Consider the following 21,966-nt stretch of genomic DNA (forward strand, 5'->3'; position numbering starts at 1 on the left):
CATCTTACTCCCTTTGGGATGGCAATGCACCTTTTCTCTTACTAATCCTTACTTATTACCCACAGATTCTGCGGACGAGCCGGTATTTCATTACAGAGGAAGTTGTTTCCACAAACCAAAATAATTGGAGAAATCACTTTGTACTACTATCCATCAACTTCTTGTTTTTTATGCTCGTTTTTCAAAATGCATAACCGTAAGGCATTGATTAGATGAGGATTACGTAAAGTTTGGAGCATTGGGTTTTTTGTCATTTGAATTTGTTTCGTATTTCGATATTCGTATTTTGAATTTGGTTGCGGCCAAAGGCCGCGCCAAGTGTTTCTATGTCTGATTATTCATCTGTTATATCTGCTGTTGCTACGGTTGGACTTGTTGCATTTTCTGTCTTCCAGTGGATAAGTCTAAAAGCAAGGGTAAAGGAATCGGCCAAATCCCGTTACGCTTCATTGATTCTATCGGTTGAAGAAATAATGCAAAAGTTGGTACCTGATCTACTCTCCATTCACAGTCTTGAGGCTACAAGACATGCAAGTTGGGAATTGGATGAACGCCGTGCCGCTGACCATGTTGTGGGTTAACTTCAACGTGTATCATTTTTATGCGAAAATAGAAGGTCTTAACCCCTTGAAATTTTTTAATAGTTCACTGCAGAGGGCGCGGAGAAAACAAATACAACATATATCTGCATAATTTTCTGTTTTTTATCTCCTATTGGATCGTGCTGGGAGGGTTGGTAGGGATGAACATATGGTTCACTCCTGCATGGGCGTTGTAAAAAATTTGCCGAAGGCTTGGTTTAATTGAAAATGTGGTATTTCGTGGAAAACAATTTTCATAAAAAAAGGAAGGTATTGGGGTTAACCAATGGGGGGATTCTTTCCTTTTCTATCAGTTTTTGGACAGCGATTTCATTTTTTCCTTTGTAATTTCAATATTGAATTTTGCTTCCAGATTATCAGGTTCCAGTTCAAGCACTTTTTCCCATCTCGCAATCGCCTCCTGGTAGTTTCCTTCCCGATATTGTTCTAATGCGTCATCTAAAAGTGTTTGTAATCTTTCTTTTTTTTGCGCATCGGATAATTCTTTCATTTCTTCCCGCGCAAAAGGTTTTTTATCTGTTTGAATCTCCAGTGCTTCCTCGTTTTCAGGGAATTCTACTTCATTCTTTTCCTCTTTAATCAGTTCACGGTTTGCGAGAGGTGTTTCTTTTGTTTGTGGTATAATTGCTTTTTTTGCAAACGTAGTATCTTCTTTTTGGCTAATCAAACGTTGGTTTTGCAGGATAGCAATCTGATTGCGTAGCTCAGAGTTTGCCTTCTCGATTTCACCCAGATGTTTTTCAATAGTCTCTATATCGTTTGTGAGATAAGAAAGGGTGGTTTCCATGGAATTATTTTTTGATTCAAGGTCGGTTCTGATAGTAGTTAGCATTTCAGATAAATTCGAATATTTTGCATCCATGCTCATATTTTTTTGTGTAAGCATTTCAATGCGTGTCGTCGCATTTTTAGTAGTATAATCTAAATCCTTAAATTGTTTCTCGAAAGTATTTATTTTTTGATCAATCTGCGCCAAATGTGCCTCAGTATCTTTGCTGGTTTTTGTCTCAACAGTAATACATCCTGTTAGTGTAGAAAATACCATCGCTGCCAGAAAGAGCGTGACAAATTCTGCCATAATCGCCCCCTTCTATGGGTTAAGTTTGGAGGTAACGAGCTTATCTTGTTTATGCATCACGTTATCGTAAGGATATATGTGGCAGGAATATAAAATTCATTTCATTTTTTCTAAATCGAAAGGGAATGATGCCTCTTTTTCTTCTTCCGGATCAAAAACAACCAATGTTATTGGCATATTTAAATCAATATCGTAAACAGGGAATTTAAATACCATTCTTGCCATTTGGCTCGGGGGATTTGGCCAAAATTCACTGGCATCGGCAATATCTGGTTTAAATTCATATATAGGTCTGATTTCCAGATCTTTTTGACAAAGTTTTGCAGTTTGAAATACTGCGAAATTAAATGCGTCCCCGTAAACAGTTACGGTAAATACAAGCGCATTTCCTATTTCTAAAGCATTCAAAATGTCCCGGTTGGTAAGATTTTTATGTTCTATTTCAAACTTTTTTGCCTTGTAAGCAACATTGTGGTAAGGAGTGAATAATGTGGCAAAGCCTATTCCCTTTCCGAGGGATACCGTCCATTCTTTTGAAAAGGCAACGAAATCAACCTCTTTATTTTGCCTTCCGTATTGGATTGCCTCCTGTATCTGTTCTGGCGCTAAACGTAAGGATACTGCTTGTGCTGGTGCTAAAAAACAGAGGGCAAGGACAATAAAGATGCTATTCGTTACGAGAAAGATTTTTTTCACCATATGCCATCCTACTTACTTTTAAAACGTTATAAGCAACGTTAAATAAAAATGATACCGGTCATCTGCCGTGTCTTATTCATCCTCATCCACATCTTCTTCCTCTTCGTCTTCACCGTGCCCCCATTCAGCATCTTCCACTCCTTCTGCTCCTGCTTCTACGGCCGTATCAGCGGTAGGCCTCACGACATAATTCTTTCCGGTTTTCATTAAACTTGCGGTACACATGATGAAAACTATACCAAAAGCAATTGCACCGAGGAAGGTAACCATTGCGCCAATACCGTTTACCATCCCCTCTACTTTTTTGTTTGTCATAACCTTCTCTGATTTCTCAGAAACAACTCCATTTACCTTGTCGATCATCGCGTTGACCTTGTTGAGCATTTTTTTCTTCCTCCTTTGATTTTTACAGCGTTTACGTTATTGCCTGAAAACTAAAATAAGACTATGTTTTTTTACCTCTCCGTCCGGGTCAGGTTGTTGTACTTTGATAGTTCTTCATCTGCTTCTACAATTAATCCTTTTTGCCGATAGGCAGATTCCAGATTTTTATAAGCTTTAATGTAATAGGGATCTATAGCAAGGGCTTCTTTAAATTCGCGTATTTGATCTTCAACCATTTTCATTTCACCGTAAGCAATACCAAGGTTAAAGTGAATCTTTGCGTCGTTTGGCGCTAATGTCAACGCTTTTTTGTATTGAATAATTTCCTCGGTTAACATGCCTTTTTGTCCATAGACAACACCCAAATTGAACTGCGCATTGAAATAATCAGGATAGAGTTCTGTTACTTTTTTGTATGCGGCAATTGATTCATCAAATTTCTCTTTTTTACGGTAAGCATGCCCTAAATTGTACAGACCCTCTAAATTATACGGATCGATGCTTATTAATTTTTGGTAAGTGGATACTTCCTCATCTACCATGCCTTTCGAGCCATATGCAATTGCCAGGTTAAAATATGCATCCTCAAATTCAGCATTCAGGTCAATTGCCGTTTTGTATGACTCTATTTCTTTATCAAACATCCTTTTTTTGCTATACGCAACCCCAAGGTTATTGTAAATATTTGCATAGCCTGGATTTATCTTTATTGCGGCATGGTATTCCGAGATTGCCTCATCCAGCATTCCCTGCATATTGTATTCGTTTCCCAACTTGTAATGTATCTCAAAATCATCAAAAAATTCTGTTGCGAAAATTTGGAGGGTACAAAACAGGTTGAGTAGTAATAAAAGAGGTGCAATTCGTATCATAAGTTTATTTGGCTGGGATAAAACCAGAATATTTTTTTGTTTTTATCGTCAATTTTTTTAACGATTTCATAAAACTCAGTTTTAGAAATGTCTTCTAATTTTTTGCCGTATGTTTTAACGGTTTTATTAAAAGCCATTACCTTTTCCGCAAGGTTGTCATGGGTTTTGGCAGATCCGCCAAGGATATAAAAATTTTCTCCCGTGGTAATCCTTTTATGATTATCTTCGTGGTCAAATGCAAGGCCAAGCAAGACGATATTTTCGTTTGAAGATTTGCGTTGATATGGCAATCGCGCCTCCGTTCAAAGTTTGCTATAATTCACAATGATAAAAGTATCAAAGGATACCATCGGTCAAAAAAAAAGTCAAGCTTCGTTTATACGGGTTCCTTGCGATTTTAGCGGTATTTTTTTAAGGGAAGCATGGGCGAAGCATTTGCTATAAATTGTCATAAATGCGTTCATACCCAAACTGGCAAATGCTTTGTCCATGCTGTTTGTTGGGGAAAAAAATGTTAGTGGGTTGTTATCAAAAGCACCCTTCTGGCGATTTCGAAATAAATAATAAGTCCCGTTGCGTCCAGTATCGTTGCAATTAATGGTGCAGATACAAACGCCGGATCCAGTTTTATCAGCCGGAAAAGCAGCGGGATAGAGACTCCTACGATGTTCCCGGCACTCACTACGGAAAATAAGGAAATTCCTACCGTTGCGGCCAGTGCGGGTTGTTTTGTGGATATTGCTGCAATGGAAAAAGCAATAAATCCTAAAATTAGTCCAAGCACAACCCCTACCCGTAATTCCCTTAGTAAAATTTTCCACCATTCCCTGGTAGTTATCTCTCCCGTAGCCAGCGCCCGGATCACAAGGGTAGATGACTGGGAACCAGTATTGCCGCCTGAACCCGTTAGCATAGGGATGAAATAGGCAATTGCAATCATCGAGCTTAAGATTTCTGAGTATCCCTTCAGTATTGTTTGTGAAATGGTTGCAGCGATGACAAGTATCGCGAGCCAAACTATCCGGTTAATCACGCGTTTTGATACTCCAACGCGGAAATATTCGTCTTCTATAGTCTGGATACCAGCCATTTTTTTAAAATCCTCGGTTGCTTCTTCTTCTACAACATCAAGCACATCGTCAAACGTCACAATACCAACGAGCCTGTTTTCGTTATCGACTACCGGTACCGCAAGAAGATCGTATTTCTGAACCACTTTTGCCGCTTTTTCCTGGTCATCGGTGGTGTGAACAAATAAAACATGTTCATTCATTATCTCTTGTATCAGTTGGTCTGGATTCGCAAGGATGATGTTTTTGAGAGAGGTAACCCCCCGCAATTTTTTTGTTTCATCAACGATATAGCATATGTAAATAATTTCACGGTTCAAACCTGTTTTCCGTATATGTTCAAGCGCCCGTGCAACGGTCATATGCATTTGAAGCCCCACGAACTCAGGGGTCATTATGCGGCCTGCGGAGTTAGGGGGATAATTTAAAAGCTCGTTTGCTTCCTTTCTTTCCGCGGGAGGGAGTAATTTCAGGAGTCTTTCCACAACGTCTGCAGGGAGTTCATCAAATAGCTGGGTTCTGTCGTCCGGCTCCATTTCAATTAAAAGCGTTCTTACATGTTGTTCTGTAAATTGCTTTAGGAGCGCTTCCTGTTCGGAAGAATCAAAGAGTGAAAAGACTTCAGAACTTTTGCTCTTGTCAAGCAATCTGAAGCTTACCACCTTCTCTGCAGGTTCCAGCCCGGCGAGAATGTCGACAATATCGGCGGGATGGCGTTCGCGAAGAAAATCCCGCAGCCGGCTGAAGTCTTTTGTCCTTATAAGTTCCTTGATTTCAGGAAGGAAAATATTTGCCCACTTTAGTTCCATTTTTACAAAGGTATTAAAATTTTTTGGCAACGTTCTGCCTTATTGGTTCCAGTCTGATAAATCTATTGACCTGAAAAAATTTCACAGGGGTAAAACAATGCTATTTTCATTCAACGTACCATTATTTTTTCTTTTGCACAGTGGAGGAATTTATTCTACCTTTTCTACTCCTAAAGCCTTCGCCATACCCAGCAACGCTCTGCCAACCAGAGAGCGTTTCATCTCTATTGCATGAAAATCGCATACCTCATCACAGCAAAAACAACCAATACATTTCTTTTTGTCGACCTCTACTTTTCCCGTGTCTTTTGACATGGCGCCGGCAGGGCAATTTCTTACACACTCATAACACCTTGTACAATTGGAATGGTTTACGGTGGAAAAAGTAGAACAGGTATTGTCAAACATCATCGCAAGAAGAAAATTGGGGAGATACTTTCCCGCAAAGTCCTGTGCACCGCTGGATGGTTTTTTAAAATCATGCACCGCTACATTTTGAATGGATTCTCCTGCTACAGTAATATTGCGCAATTCGCCAATGCCCAAACCGCGCTGATGTGCAAAACGGATAGTCGGTACGGCCATAGGTTCGAAACCAATGATGTTGCTGGCTACCGTATCCAGCGCGACGCTGTCCCTGCTGGAAATAATTAAACCGACCTTTTTTGGGTTTCCCGCATTAGGGCCGTTTCCTTCCATGCCTACAATTGCATCCATTATGATGAGATGAGGCGGCGCCATTTGGTAAATATCCACCAACGCCTTGGCAAAGACGGTTGGTTTCGGCGCTATTAAATGGACATTCTTTTTGCCATTGCCCGGTATCGAGCCGAGCATGTTTTTTATCGCTCCGGTATACTGCGTTAAACCGTGCGTTTTCAGTTTAGGAACGGAAACAATAAAATCGACCTCTCTCAACGTCCTGGCTATACGGAATTTGTCTAAGATTTCATAATCCTTGTTGTAAACATCGATGTATTTGTCTTTATCAAAATTTACAATCTTTGCGCCGGTATTTTCCGCAATTTCGTTGATACGGGTAACCCGGAAGGCGTTGAACGTGGAACTGTTTTTTACGCTTCCTGATGAATCCCCAATATATACCTCGCACCCAAAATCTTTCTGAAATATATCCACCAGCGCCCTGACAACTGCAGGGTGGGTATTTACCGCTCTTTCCGGGGTTTGTGATGATGAAAGAAGGTTAAGTTTTAACAGTACCTTTTTTCCTGGTCGTACAAGCATTTCAGTGCCATTAAGCAAGCTTAGAGACCGATGTATCGCATGGTAAACCTTTTCCAGGGTATAATCGTCACATTTTGCAATTGATACTATAGACATGGGTAAACCTCGTAAAATGTTTCTTGTATCTACGTTACAAAAGAAGTCTTTGCTGGGTAATACTATACCACAGCATATATTATGATAGTAGTAAAAATGAGCAGATGGGTACTAAAATTTAAGAGGCACGGGGGTAAAAGACAGGAGAAAAATAATGAAAAGGGCAATGCCAAGCATCTTTCTCCTGGGATCGAGAGGCGTATATTCATCTGCGGGCGAGGGATGTCGAAATCCAAAAATCAGAAGGAGTATGGCAAATAAAATCCAGCCCTTATAAAAAAAAACGGTGATTACGCAAAAAATAAATATACCTATACGATAAACGATGTCACTCTTTTTCCCCAGCAGTGCGTACATAATATGTCCTCCGTCAAGCTGCCCGATTGGCAAAAGATTAAGCGCAGTGACGAATAATCCGGCCCAGCCTGCAAATGCAAGAGGATGAAGATAAATATCCATTCCTTCCGGCAGCGTTCCAAATAGAAGCTTTGCGATAAATGAAAAGAGTACCGGTTCCCCAAGTCCCAGGTAATTTGATGAATCGGCTGGCACAGGTCGTACGTCTGAAAGGATAAGGCCTACTACAATGGCGGGAATGGCAAATACCAGGCCCATAAGCGGACCTGCCGCGCCAATATCAAACAATGCCCGCTTGTGGGGGATGTGCCCTTTCATTTTTATGACTGCTCCAAATGTACCAAAAGGTGGCAGTGGGAGGGGTAGAAAATAGGGCAAGGTGGCGTCTACATGGTATTTTCTGCACATAAAAAAATGTCCTAATTCATGAGAAAGTAGGATTGACATAATAGCTAGTGAATACCATATTCCATTAACGTAATACGTTGTCAGAAAAGTGGCAATAAAAAGCAATACATGGATTCGCACCTTTTTGAAAAAAGGTGAAGATTTCTGTTCTTCTCTTGTCATTTACCTTTATTTTCCCCTTTCGCAATGTTTTTTTAAAGTCTTGCCCGGTAAAAAACCCCTCTTTTTTGTAAGCATTTCTCTGTTTTCTTCATGTGTTCTTTTTTACATTAACATGTTAAATAAGTTTTGTAAATTATATTAAACGTTAATATTGACATTGCCCCTGGAATCGTGATACTATTTTCCGATTAGTAACATCGTTTAATGTCAAAAAACCAGAGCGTTACGCATAATTTTATATTGAGGCGCATGATGTCTTTTTTGGTTAGATTCGGGGTTTCTCTGGAAAAGGAACTCCTTAAGAAATTTGATACCCACATAAAGAAGAAAAAATATACCAACCGTTCGGAGGCAATACGTGATCTGATACGCGGTAATTTGGTGATGGAAGAATGGCAGGAAGGCAAGGAGATTACCGGTTCTATCACACTTGTTTACGATCATCATAAAAGGGAACTGGTAAACATGCTCATTGATATCCAGCACGACTATCATGGTATTATCCTTTCTTCCCAGCATATCCATCTAGATCATGATAATTGTCTTGAAATCATTGTTATAAAAGGCAAGCCGCAAATGGTAGAGGAATTATACGGAAAACTGAAATCGGCAAAAGGTGTTAAACACGGGGGCATATCCATGGCAACTACGGGAAAGGGGATTTTGTAAATATGGCCTTTTCTAATCAAGCCCGGATTTCTGCACTATGCTTGCATAGCGGCAAACATGGATACAATGAGAACGGGTTTCCTTCTGCCATTGCAAAAAAACATCCCGGAATATTCGTGATATTATTTTTTTTGTGCTATGCAATAGCACGAGTATATTATACGTACTACTGGTAACCGGAGGAGACATTTTTGCATATTAGCGACGGAGTACTTTCTCCCTACATTGTCATTACCGGATGGGCTGTTGCAGCCCCTTCGTTAGCGATGTCGGTAAAAAGCCTGAAACCTGACAAAGTCGGTGCATACGGAGTAATTGCCGCTGTTTTTTTTGCAGGTTCTACAATCCACATACCCCTTGGACCTTTCAGTATGCATCTTGTCCTCAATGGTATTGCAGGACTTTTACTGGGATGGAGCGCTGTAACCGTAATAACGGTAGGCCTTTTGCTGCAGGCTTTGTTCCTTGGTTTTGGAGGATTGACTGTGTTGGGGGTAAATATTGCTGTTATGGCGTTGCCTGGCGCGATTATCGGCATGCTTGGACGCCATTGGATGAAACAGTTTTCAGCGAAAAAACGGCCATGGATAGGATCGTTCGCGGGTGGCGGTGCTGTATGTATTTCGTCCGTTTTACTCTTTGTTGCGCTTTCTACAACCCATGCGGCGCTGGCTCCCCTTGCCAAACTGGTTTTTTGGGGACATGTTCCTGTCATACTTATTGAAGGCGTTATCAGTTATTGGCTGGTACACTTTTTGCAAAAAGTAAAACCTTCGTTATTAGGAATTTTACATTGAAAGCTTTCTTATTCGTTTTTTTTTGTATCTTTTTTTCGGTGCCTTTAGCGGTATATGCACACGGACTTTCTCTTTTTTCTAAGGAGAAAACATTGTATGCATCTTACAGCGATCATACACCTGCCTCAGGAGCAGAGGTTGTTCTTGTGGATGCAAATGGCGTCATAATTCTTCAGGATAAAATGGATGAAAAGGGGATATGGAGGTTGCCGGAGAATTTGGAGACAATACCTCACTTAATCATTGTAGATGATTCCGGAGGTCATCGTGCAATGATAACATGGGAGGAATTTCTTAAAGAACGCCCAAAGGGGTTGTTAGACATTTTAAGTATCCGCGTGGTAATTGGAGTCATGTTCATTATCGGCGGCGGTTATGCCATACAACGGTTTTTATTAAAAAAAAAGACATAATGCCATTTTGCAAACTACAAAAATTGAAATTGCCGCCGGCTTCTACCCGCACAGGAACGATACTGGTTTTGCTTGTACTGGTGGGTATAGGTTTGCTGAATAATTTTGGGCCTCTTGTTGTTTGCCTGTTTATGGTGTTATTGTTTGGTGTATTCACAGTTGGAAACATATTCATTGTTGTATGCCATGCAAAAGGAGTCTGGGTTTTTTTCCTTCTCACCGGTGTAAGCCTTTTGCTAACAAAAGAGGGCAGAGCGCTTGCCCCAATCCTCATGGTCAAAATGTTTTCAATGTGGTTGTGGAGTGTAATCTGGATTAAATGGGTGGGATTTGAACGTATTTTGTCAACCTTAGAGAAAATGGGAATACCGGCAATTTTGTTAAATGTCATTGCATTTACCACGCGTTTTTTACCTATTATGGGGGAACGGATAAAAATGACGTTTGCCGCACAGTCTTCACGCGGTGCAAAAAAGGGGTTGCGTTCCCTGCAATTACGAAACCTTGCCGGGGGGATTGGCAGTGTGCTTTTGTCTAGTTTTGAGCAATCTGAAAATGTTGAACGTGCAATGCAATCACGCGGATTTTGCGGAACATATACTATCAGCACAGACAAAGACGAAGCGCCCTCGTATGTTGTTTTGTCTCTGATGTTTTTAATGGCTTTTTTAATTTGGACCGGAGTGATTTGCGATGTCCTGTGTGGTAAGTGTTTATAACGTTACGTTTCTTTATCCGAATGGTGTGCAGGCGATATCAGGATTATCATTTTCCGTTCACCAACATGAAAAGGTGGGTCTGATCGGGCCTAGTGGCGCTGGCAAAACAACCCTTTTTTGGCACTTAAACGGGCTTTTAAGACCACATTCGGGAGAAGTTCGTGTTTTGGACAAACCGCTTACCGGACTCAAAAATATTAATGAAGTTCGGAAGCATGTCGCCCTTACTTTTCAGCAGGTAAACGATCAGCTTTTTTGTTCTTCCGTCTGGGAGGAAATTGCATTTGGACCGAAAAATTTGTATTGGCCAAAGCAGCAGGTGGCAGACACGGTGGAAAAGTGGCTGGCGTATTTTGAATTAAATGATGTTCGGGAACGGCCGCCGCATCATTTATCGGGAGGGCAGAAGCGCAGGGTTGCACTGGCGGCAGCTATGGCGATGGAACCCGATTTGTTAATCCTCGATGAACCAGCAAACGACCTGGACCACCGTCATAGACGTAAATTAATAACCTATCTGAAAGGATTAAGAATTGCTCTTCTGGTGGCCTCACATGATTTACGCCTGATAGAGGAATTGACCGAACGGTGCATTCTTATGGATAAAGGCAGGATTGTTGCAGACAAAACTACCGTTGAGTTGGTACATAATGAAGGTATTTTAAAAAAGTACGGGATGGAGGCAATACCGATAAAAGAATAAATATTTTTTTAATTATGGTGGCACGATAGTAATAAGTGTGCTATTTAATTCCCTTTATTTTGTTAAAAGGAGTTCTTGTGATGAACAATCGTTTTTTTTACAGTTTTATTCTTATACTTTTTTTCTGTTGCGCAAGTAACGCTGGAAAAGTGTATGCCCATCATGGAGGCGTTTCTACCGCCTTTGGCCCTGGCGCACCTGTTGAAACTGCATCGCCTATGACTCTCGGGAAAGGGAAATTTTTGCTTTACGAAAAAATAGAATTTGCGTCTTTTGAACAAAAGAACCATGCTGACCCTGAAAACATTGAAAACTTTACCTTCTTTAACACATTAGCCGGCTATGGCATTACTGACTATTTATCCCTCTATCTTGTGATGCCTTATGCTATTAAAGAACAAGACTCCTTAGGCACATCGAAGGGGTTTGGTGATGCTGGATTTTTAGTACAATACGGTTTTAAGTACGGCGAGAGAAACGGGATTCGGGGTTTTTATAATAACGGCCCGGAAGATACTATTGGAGAAAGTTACACGACTAATGATCTGAAAATGTCGGTTTTAGGGGGTTTTACTGTTCAGACCGGTGATATTACAAACGAAGATAATAATGGCAACAGGTTTGACATGGGCATGCAGACAGGTTTTGCCGCGCCAACGTTTATGACAGGTTTCTCCGCATCAAAAATGCTTTTTCAGCACTTTACTCTTACCGGGGAGACATCATTTACCACCTTTACCCGTCATGATGACGGTAAACCTGGAAATGAGATCCGTTTCAATCTGGCCGGAGGGTATGAAATATTTGAAAATCCTCAGGGATTTTTCCAAAGGGTAGATATTATTACTGAATCAAACTTCCTCCATCTGACAAAAGATGAAGACGAACACCATCACGATGAAGATGACAGCGGGGGAACGATTCTGTATCTTTCACCTGGCTTTCGCGTTTCTCTTAAGAAAAATATCAGTATCGGAGGGCTTCTGAAATTTCCCGTATGGAAGGATTTGAACAGGGAATCGGAGCAACAGGGCGCTGAAGGACTTGAACACTATAGGGCAATTCTCACCGTGACATATTCTTTTTAAGGACGCCAACCCTGGCAGGGTTTTCTGGTCAATAATACCTTAAACCATTTATAGAGAAGGAGGAAAAATTATGCTAAAAACACGAATATGGAAAAAGCAGATGATTGCAATACTTTTTTGGGCTTGTTGTACATTTCTGTCTCATCAAAAATGCATATTTGCACATGAAGGCCATGACCACTGGAGTAATACCCCTATAACCATTAAAAGATCGACAGTAGTGCATTTGCAGTCGCTATTGGAATCATATGATCTTCTCTACAAAAAACTTATAGAGAAAGATATCCAAAATATTCCTGTATTGGCGCAAAATATTATGGATGCTGCGCAACAGGGTGTTCAAACTGAAAATAAAGGTGAGGGGCGTTATATGATGGAACATATTTTTCAGCATGCGATATCTCTTAAAGAATGTGAAACCCTGGAAAATGCAAAAGAATCTTTAGGGTTAATAAGCCGTGAACTGTTTCCGTTCTTTATTGCATGGCCAATGCAGCTTAAAGAAAACAAGTTAAGGCTTTATCATTGTAAAAATGATGAAAAATACTGGTTTCAGGCAGAAAATAGCGCTCCAAATTGCCCTTATGCTCACGATGAATTATCAACATGCATTATTATTGAGGAAGTAGCGTATAAATGAATTGAACGACCATCTTTGCTTTAGAAAAACATGACAGTCTTATGACACCGTGTGCCCATAATTGGTCACTGTTTATATCAAGCCTTGCAGGATAGATGCGACTTTGTGTCTTAAGAAAAAAAACCGATGCGTGACCATTTATAGTCTTTCTGCGTTCTCATGTACTAATTGCATCTTTTTTGTGCTGTAATCGTAACATATTTAACAGTAGTAGCTTGTGCTTTCTTTGGTTGTGGTGGTCGTGTTGTTTTTTTCGAAATGGCGCACTTCTTGCTAAGTGTTGTTACATACAAAGTGTTTTGTTGTGTATTATTTTGCGCAGAATTTTTTACGGAAGGGGGGTGAATGTACGGACGCATTTAAGTGTAAAAGCAGAAATTTTCGTGAGTTAGGATTGAGCAGATGTTATGAATTTTGAAGGAGGTAAGCGAAGAATTATGATACGAAAGGGAATGATAGGAGCGGTGATGCTTGGAGCTGCGGTAGCGATAAGTGGCGGAGTAGCGACTGCGGGGTATATACAGGGTACGCATGTAAAGACGGATTTACCCGGGCCGTTTCACATAACGATGTCGCCGGATGGTAGTACGTTATTTATATCGAATCAATCTGGGCACAGTGTAACGTTTGTGGATGCAAGGACGCAGAAGGTAACGGGTGAGGTCGCTGTGAGGGTACAGCCTGAGGCTTCAGCGGTTACGCCTGACGGGGCATTTTTGTATGTATGTAATGCAGAGAGCGACAGTGTATCGGTAGTGGACATACAGAGGAAGCAGGAGATCAAGGAGATAAAGGTAGGTGACTGGCCGAGCGGGATCAAGATTTCGCCTGATGGCAAGACTGCCTATGTTGCATGTTCCGGTTGCATGTGGAACGCGATTGATGTAATTGATACGGGGAGGATGGAGAAGGTAAGGTCGATATATACTTCAGATTACGGTCCCAGGATGGTGGAGATATCTCCTGATGGGAAGACCCTTGTTGCGATACTTGACACGGTAGGATCGATCAACCGGAGCGTTGATTTTATTGACATTGCCAGTGGCAGGGTAGTAGAGAACAGGGTAATCCATGAGAGTTCCAACCTGAGGGATGTTGTATATACGCCGGATGGTAAATACATAGCTGTAACCCACCAGACGCCGAAGAACTGGTTGCCGGTATGTGAAGCGGAGAATGGTCAGGTATTTACGAACAACGTAACAATCATAGAGACCAAGGCCGGTGGTAAGGTAGCGAGATTACCGTTGGACGATCTCAACAATTACGATGGCAATCCGTATGGTATGGCGATGGACCCTAAGGGCAAGTATTTGTACATTGGGGTAAGAGGGATGCATCGTGTAACGATACTGGATATGGATAAGGTATTGGGTCTGGTGAGGAGCAGCACGCAGGAGGAGCTTGATTATCTGAGGGACGACCTTGGGTTGGTAAGAGATTATCTTGTTGCCAGGGTTCCTACGGGTCTGGGGCCAAGTTCGGTATGTTTATCACCTGACGGCAAATTTTGTTATGCGGCCAACTATTTTTCCAACAATGTAACCGTGATAAGGACTGCGGTTGATTAAGGATTGTATGGAGTGTGAGAGTTATTTATTTTTGGAAAACAAATGGCAAGAGAAATGAGATTAGGAGGAAAAGAAAGAATGAAGACAGGAGTAGTGAAAATAGGATTAGTTGCGGCCCTGGGGGTAGTGGGGCTGATATCGGCGGGCGGCGTATATGCCGGTCAGCCGCGGGTAATTTCCACGATCCAGACGGGAGCTACGTGGGAACCGCTGGGAAGGGAAGAACCTTTGACGGTGCCGGAAGTGCATTTCCGTGTAAAGCATTCACCTTTTAAGAGTGAGCTGGTAAGATACGGGCAGTTCCAGTTTAACGATGCAGCGTGGAGTTTGCAGGGATCATACTCATGCGCCAGTTGTCATTATGAGAGAGGCCAGACAACCGGTTTGATTTGGGATTTGGGAGATGAAGGATGGGGTAGCTGGAAGAACACGAAGTATATTCGTGGCGGCCGATATCTTCCTCCGTTCAGGCATGAGGGGTTCACTGGTCATCCTGATGAAATAGTAGGGGCAACCAGTTCACTTGACAGGGTATGTGGAAGGGATCCTGGATTTGTGTTCAGGAGTGAGAATTTTTCTCCGATGAGATTAGAGGCGCTCATTTGTTACATCAGGGCGTTGGAATTTACCGGGAGTCCATTCAGGAATGCGGATGGAAGTTTAACCGAAGCCCAGAAGAGGGGTCAGAAGATATTTGAGGATCCGAAGGTAGGATGTCTTGAGTGTCATCCTGGCGATCCGATGGATCCGAGGGCATTGTTCAGTGATGCACAGACGCATGATGTAGGAACCGGCAGGGTAGGTGTAAATGGTTTCAGGTCAACACCTGGGAAGGTATTTAACATATCGGCGTTAGAGGCAGGTGAGGATCCATATGGTGTTGAGAGCAACACACCAATCATTGGATTGGATCTTGTGAAGGAATTTGATACGCCGACATTGAGAGACATCTATGCATCAGGCACCTATTTCCATGATGGTGGTGCAAGGACATTGATGGACACCATAAACAACACGGTAAATGATAAGGACATGCATGGAAGGACGTCTCATTTAAAGCAGCAGGAGCTCCAGGATTTGGTGGAGTACCTGAAGGCGTTATAAGAGAGAAGTGTATGAATGTGTAGTATAAGCGATAAAAATTTAAGGACAATAAGTGAAAGGAGAAGGCCAATAGATGGGTAAGAGGAAATTAGGAGTGATAGCATCGGCGTTTGTAGCGGGTGCGTTGGTCTGTGGGAGTACCCTTGTGAATGCTGAGCCTGTAATGACAGGCGGCCCGGTGCAGGGGAAGGCCTTATGGACTGATTATAGTGGGATGTCAAAAGAGGTGCAGGGTCCTGTGAGTCAGATATTGTTTACGCAGTCGCCGAGGACAGCCAAAGGGGATCCGTACCAGAACTATCCGCACTATATACCGGAAGGAAGCCGGATAGTGTTATTTGATTTAAACACAAAGGAATTGAAGGTATTGACCAATGATTTTGCAACAGCCTTTGATCCATGCACCTATTGGGACGGCAAGAAATTTGCGTTTGCCGGGGTACACAAGAAAGGCGGCGGGTGCCAGATATGGGAAATGAACATAGATGGCAGTGGTTTAAGGCAGATGACTGATCTTAAGGGAACCTGCCGTTCACCGATTTATTATGCAGCGGGAAGTATTGAAGAAGGCGAAGGCCGTATCATATGGCGTGACCGGTATTTTGAAGGGGACTGGAAAGAGCATGGCATGGTAGAGAAGACGGGCATGATAATATTTTCAGGTTCACCGGAAGGCGTAATGGATGAGTTCCACAATCCATATGCGTATAATCTTTACCGTTTGGATACGCAGGGCGGTAAGATCATACAGAGAATCACCGGACACGTGCTATCTGGCATAGAGTTTCCGCACCTCAATACCACGATAGACCAGATCACCTACAATTTAAGTTCCAACTTTGATCCATGGTTAACTCCTGACGGAAACATCCTTTTCTCAAGCGTGCAGGCAAATGGCAGCAGGGCTGGCGGAGAAGGCAGGGTGATGATTTGTGTGGACAACTGGGATGGTGCGTATCCAAGGCCTATCTATGGAAACTGTGATGGGGAAATCGGTGGCACCAGCGGAAGGTCTCAGGCGAAGATCACCTTTGGAGACAGGAAGATTGTCTATGTTGAGTCTCCGTACATGAATTGGGGCGTAGGTCAGTTGGCAGCGGTGAGCTGGGATGCTCCGTTCAACAAGACGTATGAGAAGTTGACAGGAAAAGATGGTGGATTGTACAGGAGTCCATATCCGCTTCCGGACGACAGGATGTTGGTATCCTATGCAGAAAGAGGGGATTTTGGCATATACTGGTTTAATTTTAGCAAATGTGCTGCAGGGGACAAGGTATATGATGATCCTAACTGGAATGATCACCAGCCTGCGCCGGTTTATGTGAAGTACAAGCCAAGGTGGATTAACACCTTTACCGCCGGTAAGAACTTTGGTGTAACGGTCGTAACGTATCAGCCGTTTGATCAGGTGAAGGTGGAAGGATATCCGCATTCATGGGGAACATGGATATGCTTTGATACGACATTGTCAGATCAGCCTGTAGGTCCTTATCCGCATCAGAAGGCAAAAAACGTAAGCCATGGAGATATCAAGGCAGTAAGAATCATCCAGGGATATCAGTGTGTAGAACCGGATTCAACCCGTTTCAGGGTAGGGGCTGGAGCACATCTTCTTGGTGGAGAGAGATCAAGCAGCAATTCAGGTACAGCATTTCAGCAGAGGGGTATCATCGGGTATCAATATGTAGAGAGCGATGGTTCAACAGTTACATCCCAGCTTTCAGATGTTCCTTATTACATGCAGATATTGGATGATAAGGGTATGTCTGTACAGACTGCTTTAACCTGGGCATATTTGAGGCCATATCATGGCAGGATTTGTAGTGGATGTCACTATGGATCATATCGTGGAAGGGCGTTCAAGAACATCCATGCAAAGGCGTTGTACAACTGGTGGTATGATGACAGAAGCCACTATGATTCACCATTTGCGTTCAGGTATTTGAAGTTTGACAACGATGGGAATTACAAGGGCGTAAAACATGGAGAGGATGTAGTAGTACCATCTGACATTTACTATGGTGGTCCATCCGGAACGACATCACAGCCGGTGGAAGGATTGACGCTGGATAAGCAGAGGACGGTGGATTTCCGCAGGGACATTCAGCCGATACTTGATGCGAAGTGTGCGATGTGTCATGATTCGAACAATCCTCCGAACCTTGGTGGCGGATTGGAATTGGTAAGTGTAGATGGTATAGCAGCATACAGTCGTGCATACAACAGCTTGCTTGAGCCGCAGAGGGGGAAAGACCCGAACATTGGCGGAAAATATGTTAATCCGTCAGCAGCGATCAACAGTTTGTTGGTATGGAGGTTGTATGAAGCTGAGTTAAGCGCGAATGCTCCCAGGGAGAAGATATTCCCGATAGAGGGTCGTTTATTGCACAATAAATTCCTTACTCAGGATGAGAGATATGCGATAGTAGAGTGGATAGACCTGGGTGCGCAGTGGGATAACATTCCGGGACCAGATTTTTATCCTGGATATCTTGTAAAATAAGAGAGGTTATTAACAGCATTTTATATAGTTGTGGTAAGTAGTAAGAGGTAAAACAAGCGAAGAGCCGGGGAAAAGTGGCAAAACCACGTCCCGGCTCTTTGTGCTTCCAGAGAGATTTGCATGTTTACCGAATAAGCATGAAGCACAAAATATGATATGTTATGACGGTTTCTTTTTCCTCACCTGATTGGCAAAATTGATGCATTTAATACCTTTTGGCCTCCATGCCGGAGAAATGACGCCTTTATGGTGGTAACGATTCATCAGCGTGCCAGATGTGATACTGAATTCCCCATAACGGTTGTTTATCTCGTCCATAACACGCACAACTTTTTGCTTTGTCCTTTCTGCCGGGAAAAGGGGTATTTGTGTATAATCCTTGTGCAGGTTGCTTAAGCATACTCCTAGTAACCGTATCGGATGGCAAGGTCTGGTAGCATTCAATATATCACAGGCAACGAGATAAATATTTAATCCGTCATTTATTGGCGTTCCAATGGTTTTACTTTTGGTAAGGGTGCTGAAATCCGAATAGCGGATGGTGAGGGTTACCGTTCTGCCGGAATACCCCCCTTTACGCATTCTCCGGCCAACCATTTCTGACAATTGAAGAATCATTCTTTCAATGGTTTCCTTATCGAGGATGTCTTTTTCAAGGGTCATGCTGTGGCCTACCGATTTTGCGTCAGATTCTTTTTCTGACGGTATTACGGGACTATCATCAATCCCCTGCGCTATAAGTACCAAGCGTTCGCCGATAATGCCGAATGTGTGTTTTAACTGCGTTACCTGTGCCCGCCCGAGTTCTCCGCATGTGGTGATTCCAATAGCGGCCAGGTGTTTTGCCAGTTTTGGACCGATTCCCCAGAGTTCCTGTACCGGCAAGTTTTCCAGCAATGAACGGATGTCTTTTTCCTCTATAATAAAAAGTCCGTCGGGTTTTTTCATATCGCTGCCAAGTTTTGCCAGGAGTTTGTTTGGGGCAATGCCGATGGAGCAGGTCAATCTTCCAAGGTGTTTGTGGATATCCTGTTTTATTTTCTTTGCAATATGCTCTATGCTATTAAAAAGAGGAATAGAACCGGCAATATCAAGGAATACCTCGTCGACAGAATATACTTCAATAGCGGGGGTGTAGCGCGAATAGCTGGTAGGCTGGAGGCCATTAGCCTCCAACCCCCACTCGTCGCCAGATACTTTGGACAACGTGACAAAGCATCCTTTTTAAACCATACGTCTTTCTCGTAGTCAGCGACCCCGAAGTGTTGCTCTATAACAGAGAAAAGTCAAACATCATGCTTTAGCACACGCCTTAAGAAATTCTCTTTCGAATGAGAGTAACCCCATTTTAAAGAATCGGTGAACAGGGAAACGCTTGTTGTCTGTTCTCCATTTTCTTGAGAACTTGAAACATCTCAGTCTCATGCGTACCCAACAGTCTAATGAGCGATATACCTTTTGTACATTGCCCAGCCGAAAATAGTTGACATGCCCACGAATTACAGGGTTTAATGTATCAACAATGGCTTGCAGATTGACGCCCTGTGTACGTCTGGTGATGTCTCTGATGTTGTTCCTTCGGCAGGCTCAGGACAGGCTCTTGAGTTTGTTCAGTGATTTCGTGCTTATACCCTTATACTTGCCCTTGAAATCGTATCCGAGAAACCTGAAACCTCTTTCGAAGTTGGTGAGCTTGGTTTTATCCTCGCTCAGCTTCATTCCAAGTTTCCCTGCAATGATTTCTTTGACATAGCTGAGGGCGGCTGGGAGTTCATCTTTTGTTTTAGTCATGACAACGAAATCATCGGCGTATCGGACAAACTTATATCCAGCCTTTTCAAGTTCCTTGTCGATGATGTCACCGATAAGGTTTGCAAGCAAAGGGGAAATGACGCCTCCTTGCGGAGTGCCTTTGTTTGTCTCGTGCACGATGCCGTCCTCCATGACCCCTGCTTTGAGCATGTTCTCAATACTGTTCAAAACCCATCCATCAGCGATTTTCTCACGTAAGGAGTCCATAATAAGCTTATGGGGTATGGTGTCATAGAATGCCATTATATCGGCATCAAGGACGCTGGTATACCCTTCTGCTTATAAGGTTTGCAAGCAAAGGGGAAATGACGCCTCCTTGCGGAGTGCCTTTGTCTCGGACCCACCCAAACATCCATCAGCGATTTTCTCACGAAAGGGTCCATAATAATGGGGTATGGTGTCATAGAATGCCATTATATCGGCATCAAGGACGCTGGTATACCCTTCCTGCTTATACTGTTCAAGCCGTTTGATAGCATCGTGACAGCATCTGTCAGGGCGAAATCCAAAGCTGTTATCTGAGAATCCTTTCTCAAATATTGGCTCTATGATTTGCCTGAATGCCTGCTGTACAATCCTGTCCTTAACAATGGGAATGCCAAGAGGTCTCTTGTCATGCCTGCCTTTGGGGATGTATACCCGCAGGACAGGCGCAGGGTTGTATATGGCAGTCTTGAGTTCCTGATGGATACTCATGATATTCACATCAAGATTGGACTCAAATTGCTTAATACTTACCCTGTCAAGACCAGCTTTGCCTTTATTCTTCTTTACGTGTTTGAAAGCAGCATAAAGGTTTTTCAGACTAAACACCTTGTCTCTTAATGAATGATACTTAAGCATCTCTCGATATATTCCTTTCGATTGATTACGGATAATAGATTTGTCAATCGTGTTTCCTGGGTACGGATTCTCCCAAACATAGGCAAAACAAGAGAGGCTCTTGTTACTGCTTACCTACGCAAAAGAGTTTCTTTTCTCATTGAACGTATTCAATCTACCACTTTCATCAATTCCACTACGGTTATGCCCCTTTCATTTCCGATTCACACCGGAAACTATTATGAGCAATGCTGACGACTTCAAAGATAGACTTGTGAGAGAAGCTTGTCTATCACCATCTCATACAGCTCGGACTTCGGAATTTCCTTATACCTTGCTGTTAGGGAATTTTGCCCAAGGCGTAAGTCCTCCCCCGGTCATATGGATTACCCCTTTTCCCTTCGTGATGTATGTTCAAACGCATTAACCAGAGATGGTTTTACTTAATCTGTTTATCCATCTCCAACAAAGGACATTGTCAGTGCTTCGCTGAGAAATGGCAGTTGGCACGGAATAACACGCCACACTCATACACCCCAAAAGGTCGTCTGTACCTCGTAACTCCGTCATACCCCTCACGGGTATATGCTATCTTTCTACGCATACGGATTGCTCCATTGTGTGCGCATAGGCACAAACTTCTCTACGAGGATTAGGCTCGCAGAGGTGGTATTTTCAACCACTCAGGTATTCCATACTTCAAGGCACACATATCTCTACAAGCCTGCGACAGGTATCTGTATAGCGGCCGGTATTACCTTCCACCAATATAATATGAGGACACAGCCGCTTCGCCTCATATTTAGTCATACCCGTTTTGACGCCGTATTCCCGTGCTTCATAAGAAGACGTGGTAACGACCGTTCTTTCATTGGAACCGACCACCGCAATGGGTTTTCCCCGCAAGGATGGGTTTATCTGCTGCTCAACGGAGGCAAAGAAGGCATCCATGTCGATATGCATAATGGTTCTTTGTGAGCCATTGACTTGTGAGGGTTTCACCTGAAAATACTCATGGAAACCCTTATGGCAACGCTTTCGTACCTTATCAGCAATTTCTTTGCATTTTTAAACAAAATATTTAATCGTGAAATCCAAAACAAATCCAAAACATCCAACAATGCGAAGCACGAAATACGAAAAATACGCTCGTTTAGCATTTCAAATTATTTTGTCATTACGCTCTCGCATTTAAGTGCTCCCATACCGTTGTTTCATGTATGCGTAATGCCTGTGCTATTTGCTTTAGGGTCCAGCCTTCGCTAGTCAATAATACAGCCTTTATCCGATCATATATTCTACTGCCTTTTTAGATTTTGTGCTGTTCTTCTGGCTTTTGCATC

General features: G+C 42.6%; 22 protein-coding genes and 2 pseudogenes. 11 read left to right on the forward strand and 13 right to left on the reverse strand.

Annotation, left to right across the window (positions count from 1 at the left end):
- The first annotated feature begins 326 nt into the window (after window positions 1-326).
- Entirely contained in the window at window positions 327-581 is a 255-nt protein-coding gene (locus M5U24_RS18240) for a hypothetical protein (protein ID WP_099325795.1), read from the forward strand.
- Window positions 582-891: 310 nt separating this feature from the next.
- Here M5U24_RS18240 and M5U24_RS18245 read toward each other — a convergent pair whose 3' ends face one another.
- The 8 genes from M5U24_RS18245 to M5U24_RS18280 form a co-directional block, all read right to left on the reverse strand.
- Window positions 892-1,680 (reverse strand): hypothetical protein, encoded by a 789-nt coding sequence (locus M5U24_RS18245; RefSeq protein WP_298203200.1) that lies wholly within the window; start codon window positions 1,678-1,680, stop codon window positions 892-894.
- A gap of 96 nt (window positions 1,681-1,776) precedes the next feature.
- Window positions 1,777-2,379: a hypothetical protein gene (locus M5U24_RS18250; RefSeq protein WP_099325797.1), complete on the reverse strand. Its 603-nt coding sequence runs from the start codon at window positions 2,377-2,379 to the stop codon at window positions 1,777-1,779.
- Window positions 2,380-2,451: 72 nt separating this feature from the next.
- On the reverse strand, window positions 2,452-2,763 hold the full coding sequence (locus M5U24_RS18255) for a hypothetical protein (protein WP_099325798.1): 312 nt from the start codon (window positions 2,761-2,763) through the stop codon (window positions 2,452-2,454).
- 71 nt (window positions 2,764-2,834) lie between these two features.
- On the reverse strand, window positions 2,835-3,635 hold the full coding sequence (locus tag M5U24_RS18260) for a tetratricopeptide repeat protein (RefSeq protein ID WP_099325799.1): 801 nt from the start codon (window positions 3,633-3,635) through the stop codon (window positions 2,835-2,837).
- Window positions 3,632-3,925, reverse strand: coding sequence for a hypothetical protein (locus tag M5U24_RS18265; RefSeq protein ID WP_099325800.1), 294 nt, complete (start codon window positions 3,923-3,925; stop codon window positions 3,632-3,634). Before M5U24_RS18265 ends, M5U24_RS18260 begins: the two co-directional genes overlap by 4 nt.
- A gap of 224 nt (window positions 3,926-4,149) precedes the next feature.
- Complete coding sequence (gene mgtE / locus M5U24_RS18270) at window positions 4,150-5,544, reverse strand: magnesium transporter (protein WP_099325801.1); 1,395 nt, start codon at window positions 5,542-5,544, stop codon at window positions 4,150-4,152.
- 120 nt (window positions 5,545-5,664) lie between these two features.
- Window positions 5,665-6,855 carry a DUF362 domain-containing protein gene (locus tag M5U24_RS18275; protein ID WP_099325802.1) on the reverse strand — a complete coding sequence of 397 codons (1,191 nt, stop codon included), beginning with the start codon at window positions 6,853-6,855 and terminating at the stop codon, window positions 5,665-5,667.
- 111 nt (window positions 6,856-6,966) lie between these two features.
- Window positions 6,967-7,782, reverse strand: coding sequence for a site-2 protease family protein (locus tag M5U24_RS18280; protein WP_169703798.1), 816 nt, complete (start codon window positions 7,780-7,782; stop codon window positions 6,967-6,969).
- A 249-nt stretch (window positions 7,783-8,031) separates the two neighbouring features.
- Between M5U24_RS18280 and nikR the strand changes: the two genes are divergently transcribed.
- The 10 genes from nikR to M5U24_RS18330 all read left to right on the forward strand — a co-directional run bounded on the left by nikR (window position 8,032) and on the right by M5U24_RS18330 (window position 17,989).
- Entirely contained in the window at window positions 8,032-8,451 is a 420-nt protein-coding gene (nikR, locus tag M5U24_RS18285; RefSeq protein WP_230410025.1) for a nickel-responsive transcriptional regulator NikR, read from the forward strand.
- Between the two features lie 191 nt (window positions 8,452-8,642).
- Complete coding sequence (cbiM, locus tag M5U24_RS18290; protein WP_169703796.1) at window positions 8,643-9,248, forward strand: cobalt transporter CbiM; 606 nt, start codon at window positions 8,643-8,645, stop codon at window positions 9,246-9,248.
- 92 nt (window positions 9,249-9,340) lie between these two features.
- Window positions 9,341-9,661, forward strand: coding sequence for a hypothetical protein (locus tag M5U24_RS18295; RefSeq protein ID WP_298203205.1), 321 nt, complete (start codon window positions 9,341-9,343; stop codon window positions 9,659-9,661).
- Window positions 9,662-9,684: 23 nt separating this feature from the next.
- Entirely contained in the window at window positions 9,685-10,380 is a 696-nt protein-coding gene (locus M5U24_RS18300) for an energy-coupling factor transporter transmembrane component T (protein WP_169703794.1), read from the forward strand.
- Entirely contained in the window at window positions 10,355-11,083 is a 729-nt protein-coding gene (locus M5U24_RS18305; protein ID WP_099325807.1) for an ABC transporter ATP-binding protein, read from the forward strand. The genes M5U24_RS18300 and M5U24_RS18305 overlap by 26 nt, the downstream gene beginning before the upstream one ends.
- An 80-nt stretch (window positions 11,084-11,163) precedes the next feature.
- A complete protein-coding gene (locus M5U24_RS18310; protein WP_099325808.1) occupies window positions 11,164-12,171 on the forward strand; it encodes a hypothetical protein in 1,008 nt (335 codons plus the stop codon).
- A gap of 70 nt (window positions 12,172-12,241) precedes the next feature.
- Window positions 12,242-12,811: a hypothetical protein gene (locus M5U24_RS18315; RefSeq protein WP_099325809.1), complete on the forward strand. Its 570-nt coding sequence runs from the start codon at window positions 12,242-12,244 to the stop codon at window positions 12,809-12,811.
- Window positions 12,812-13,248: 437 nt separating this feature from the next.
- The gene (locus M5U24_RS18320; protein ID WP_172953498.1) at window positions 13,249-14,382 is read left to right on the forward strand and encodes a hydrazine synthase subunit beta; all 1,134 of its coding nucleotides are present in this window, start codon (window positions 13,249-13,251) and stop codon (window positions 14,380-14,382) included.
- A 78-nt stretch (window positions 14,383-14,460) separates the two neighbouring features.
- A complete protein-coding gene (locus M5U24_RS18325; RefSeq protein WP_099327067.1) occupies window positions 14,461-15,486 on the forward strand; it encodes a hydrazine synthase subunit gamma in 1,026 nt (341 codons plus the stop codon).
- 73 nt (window positions 15,487-15,559) lie between these two features.
- Window positions 15,560-17,989 carry a hydrazine synthase subunit alpha gene (locus M5U24_RS18330; protein WP_099325812.1) on the forward strand — a complete coding sequence of 810 codons (2,430 nt, stop codon included), beginning with the start codon at window positions 15,560-15,562 and terminating at the stop codon, window positions 17,987-17,989.
- A 159-nt stretch (window positions 17,990-18,148) separates the two neighbouring features.
- Here the strand turns inward: M5U24_RS18330 and M5U24_RS18335 are convergent, their stop codons facing one another.
- The 5 genes and pseudogenes from M5U24_RS18335 to M5U24_RS18355 all read right to left on the reverse strand — a co-directional run.
- Window positions 18,149-19,195 (reverse strand): DNA polymerase IV, encoded by a 1,047-nt coding sequence (locus tag M5U24_RS18335; RefSeq protein ID WP_099325813.1) that lies wholly within the window; start codon window positions 19,193-19,195, stop codon window positions 18,149-18,151.
- A 381-nt stretch (window positions 19,196-19,576) separates the two neighbouring features.
- Window positions 19,577-20,062, reverse strand: a pseudogene (locus M5U24_RS18340) (reverse transcriptase domain-containing protein); the annotation flags it as partial.
- Window positions 20,063-20,080: 18 nt separating this feature from the next.
- On the reverse strand, window positions 20,081-20,644 hold the full coding sequence (locus M5U24_RS18345) for a reverse transcriptase domain-containing protein (protein ID WP_298203209.1): 564 nt from the start codon (window positions 20,642-20,644) through the stop codon (window positions 20,081-20,083).
- A 678-nt stretch (window positions 20,645-21,322) separates the two neighbouring features.
- A complete protein-coding gene (locus M5U24_RS18350) occupies window positions 21,323-21,625 on the reverse strand; it encodes a hypothetical protein (RefSeq protein ID WP_197705204.1) in 303 nt (100 codons plus the stop codon).
- Between the two features lie 190 nt (window positions 21,626-21,815).
- Window positions 21,816-21,965, reverse strand: a pseudogene (locus tag M5U24_RS18355) (helix-turn-helix domain-containing protein); the annotation flags it as partial.
- Window position 21,966: the final 1 nt, after the last annotated feature.

It is taken from the genome of Candidatus Kuenenia sp., assembly GCF_027493735.1.
Lineage (GTDB): Bacteria > Planctomycetota > Brocadiia > Brocadiales > Brocadiaceae > Kuenenia > Kuenenia stuttgartiensis_A.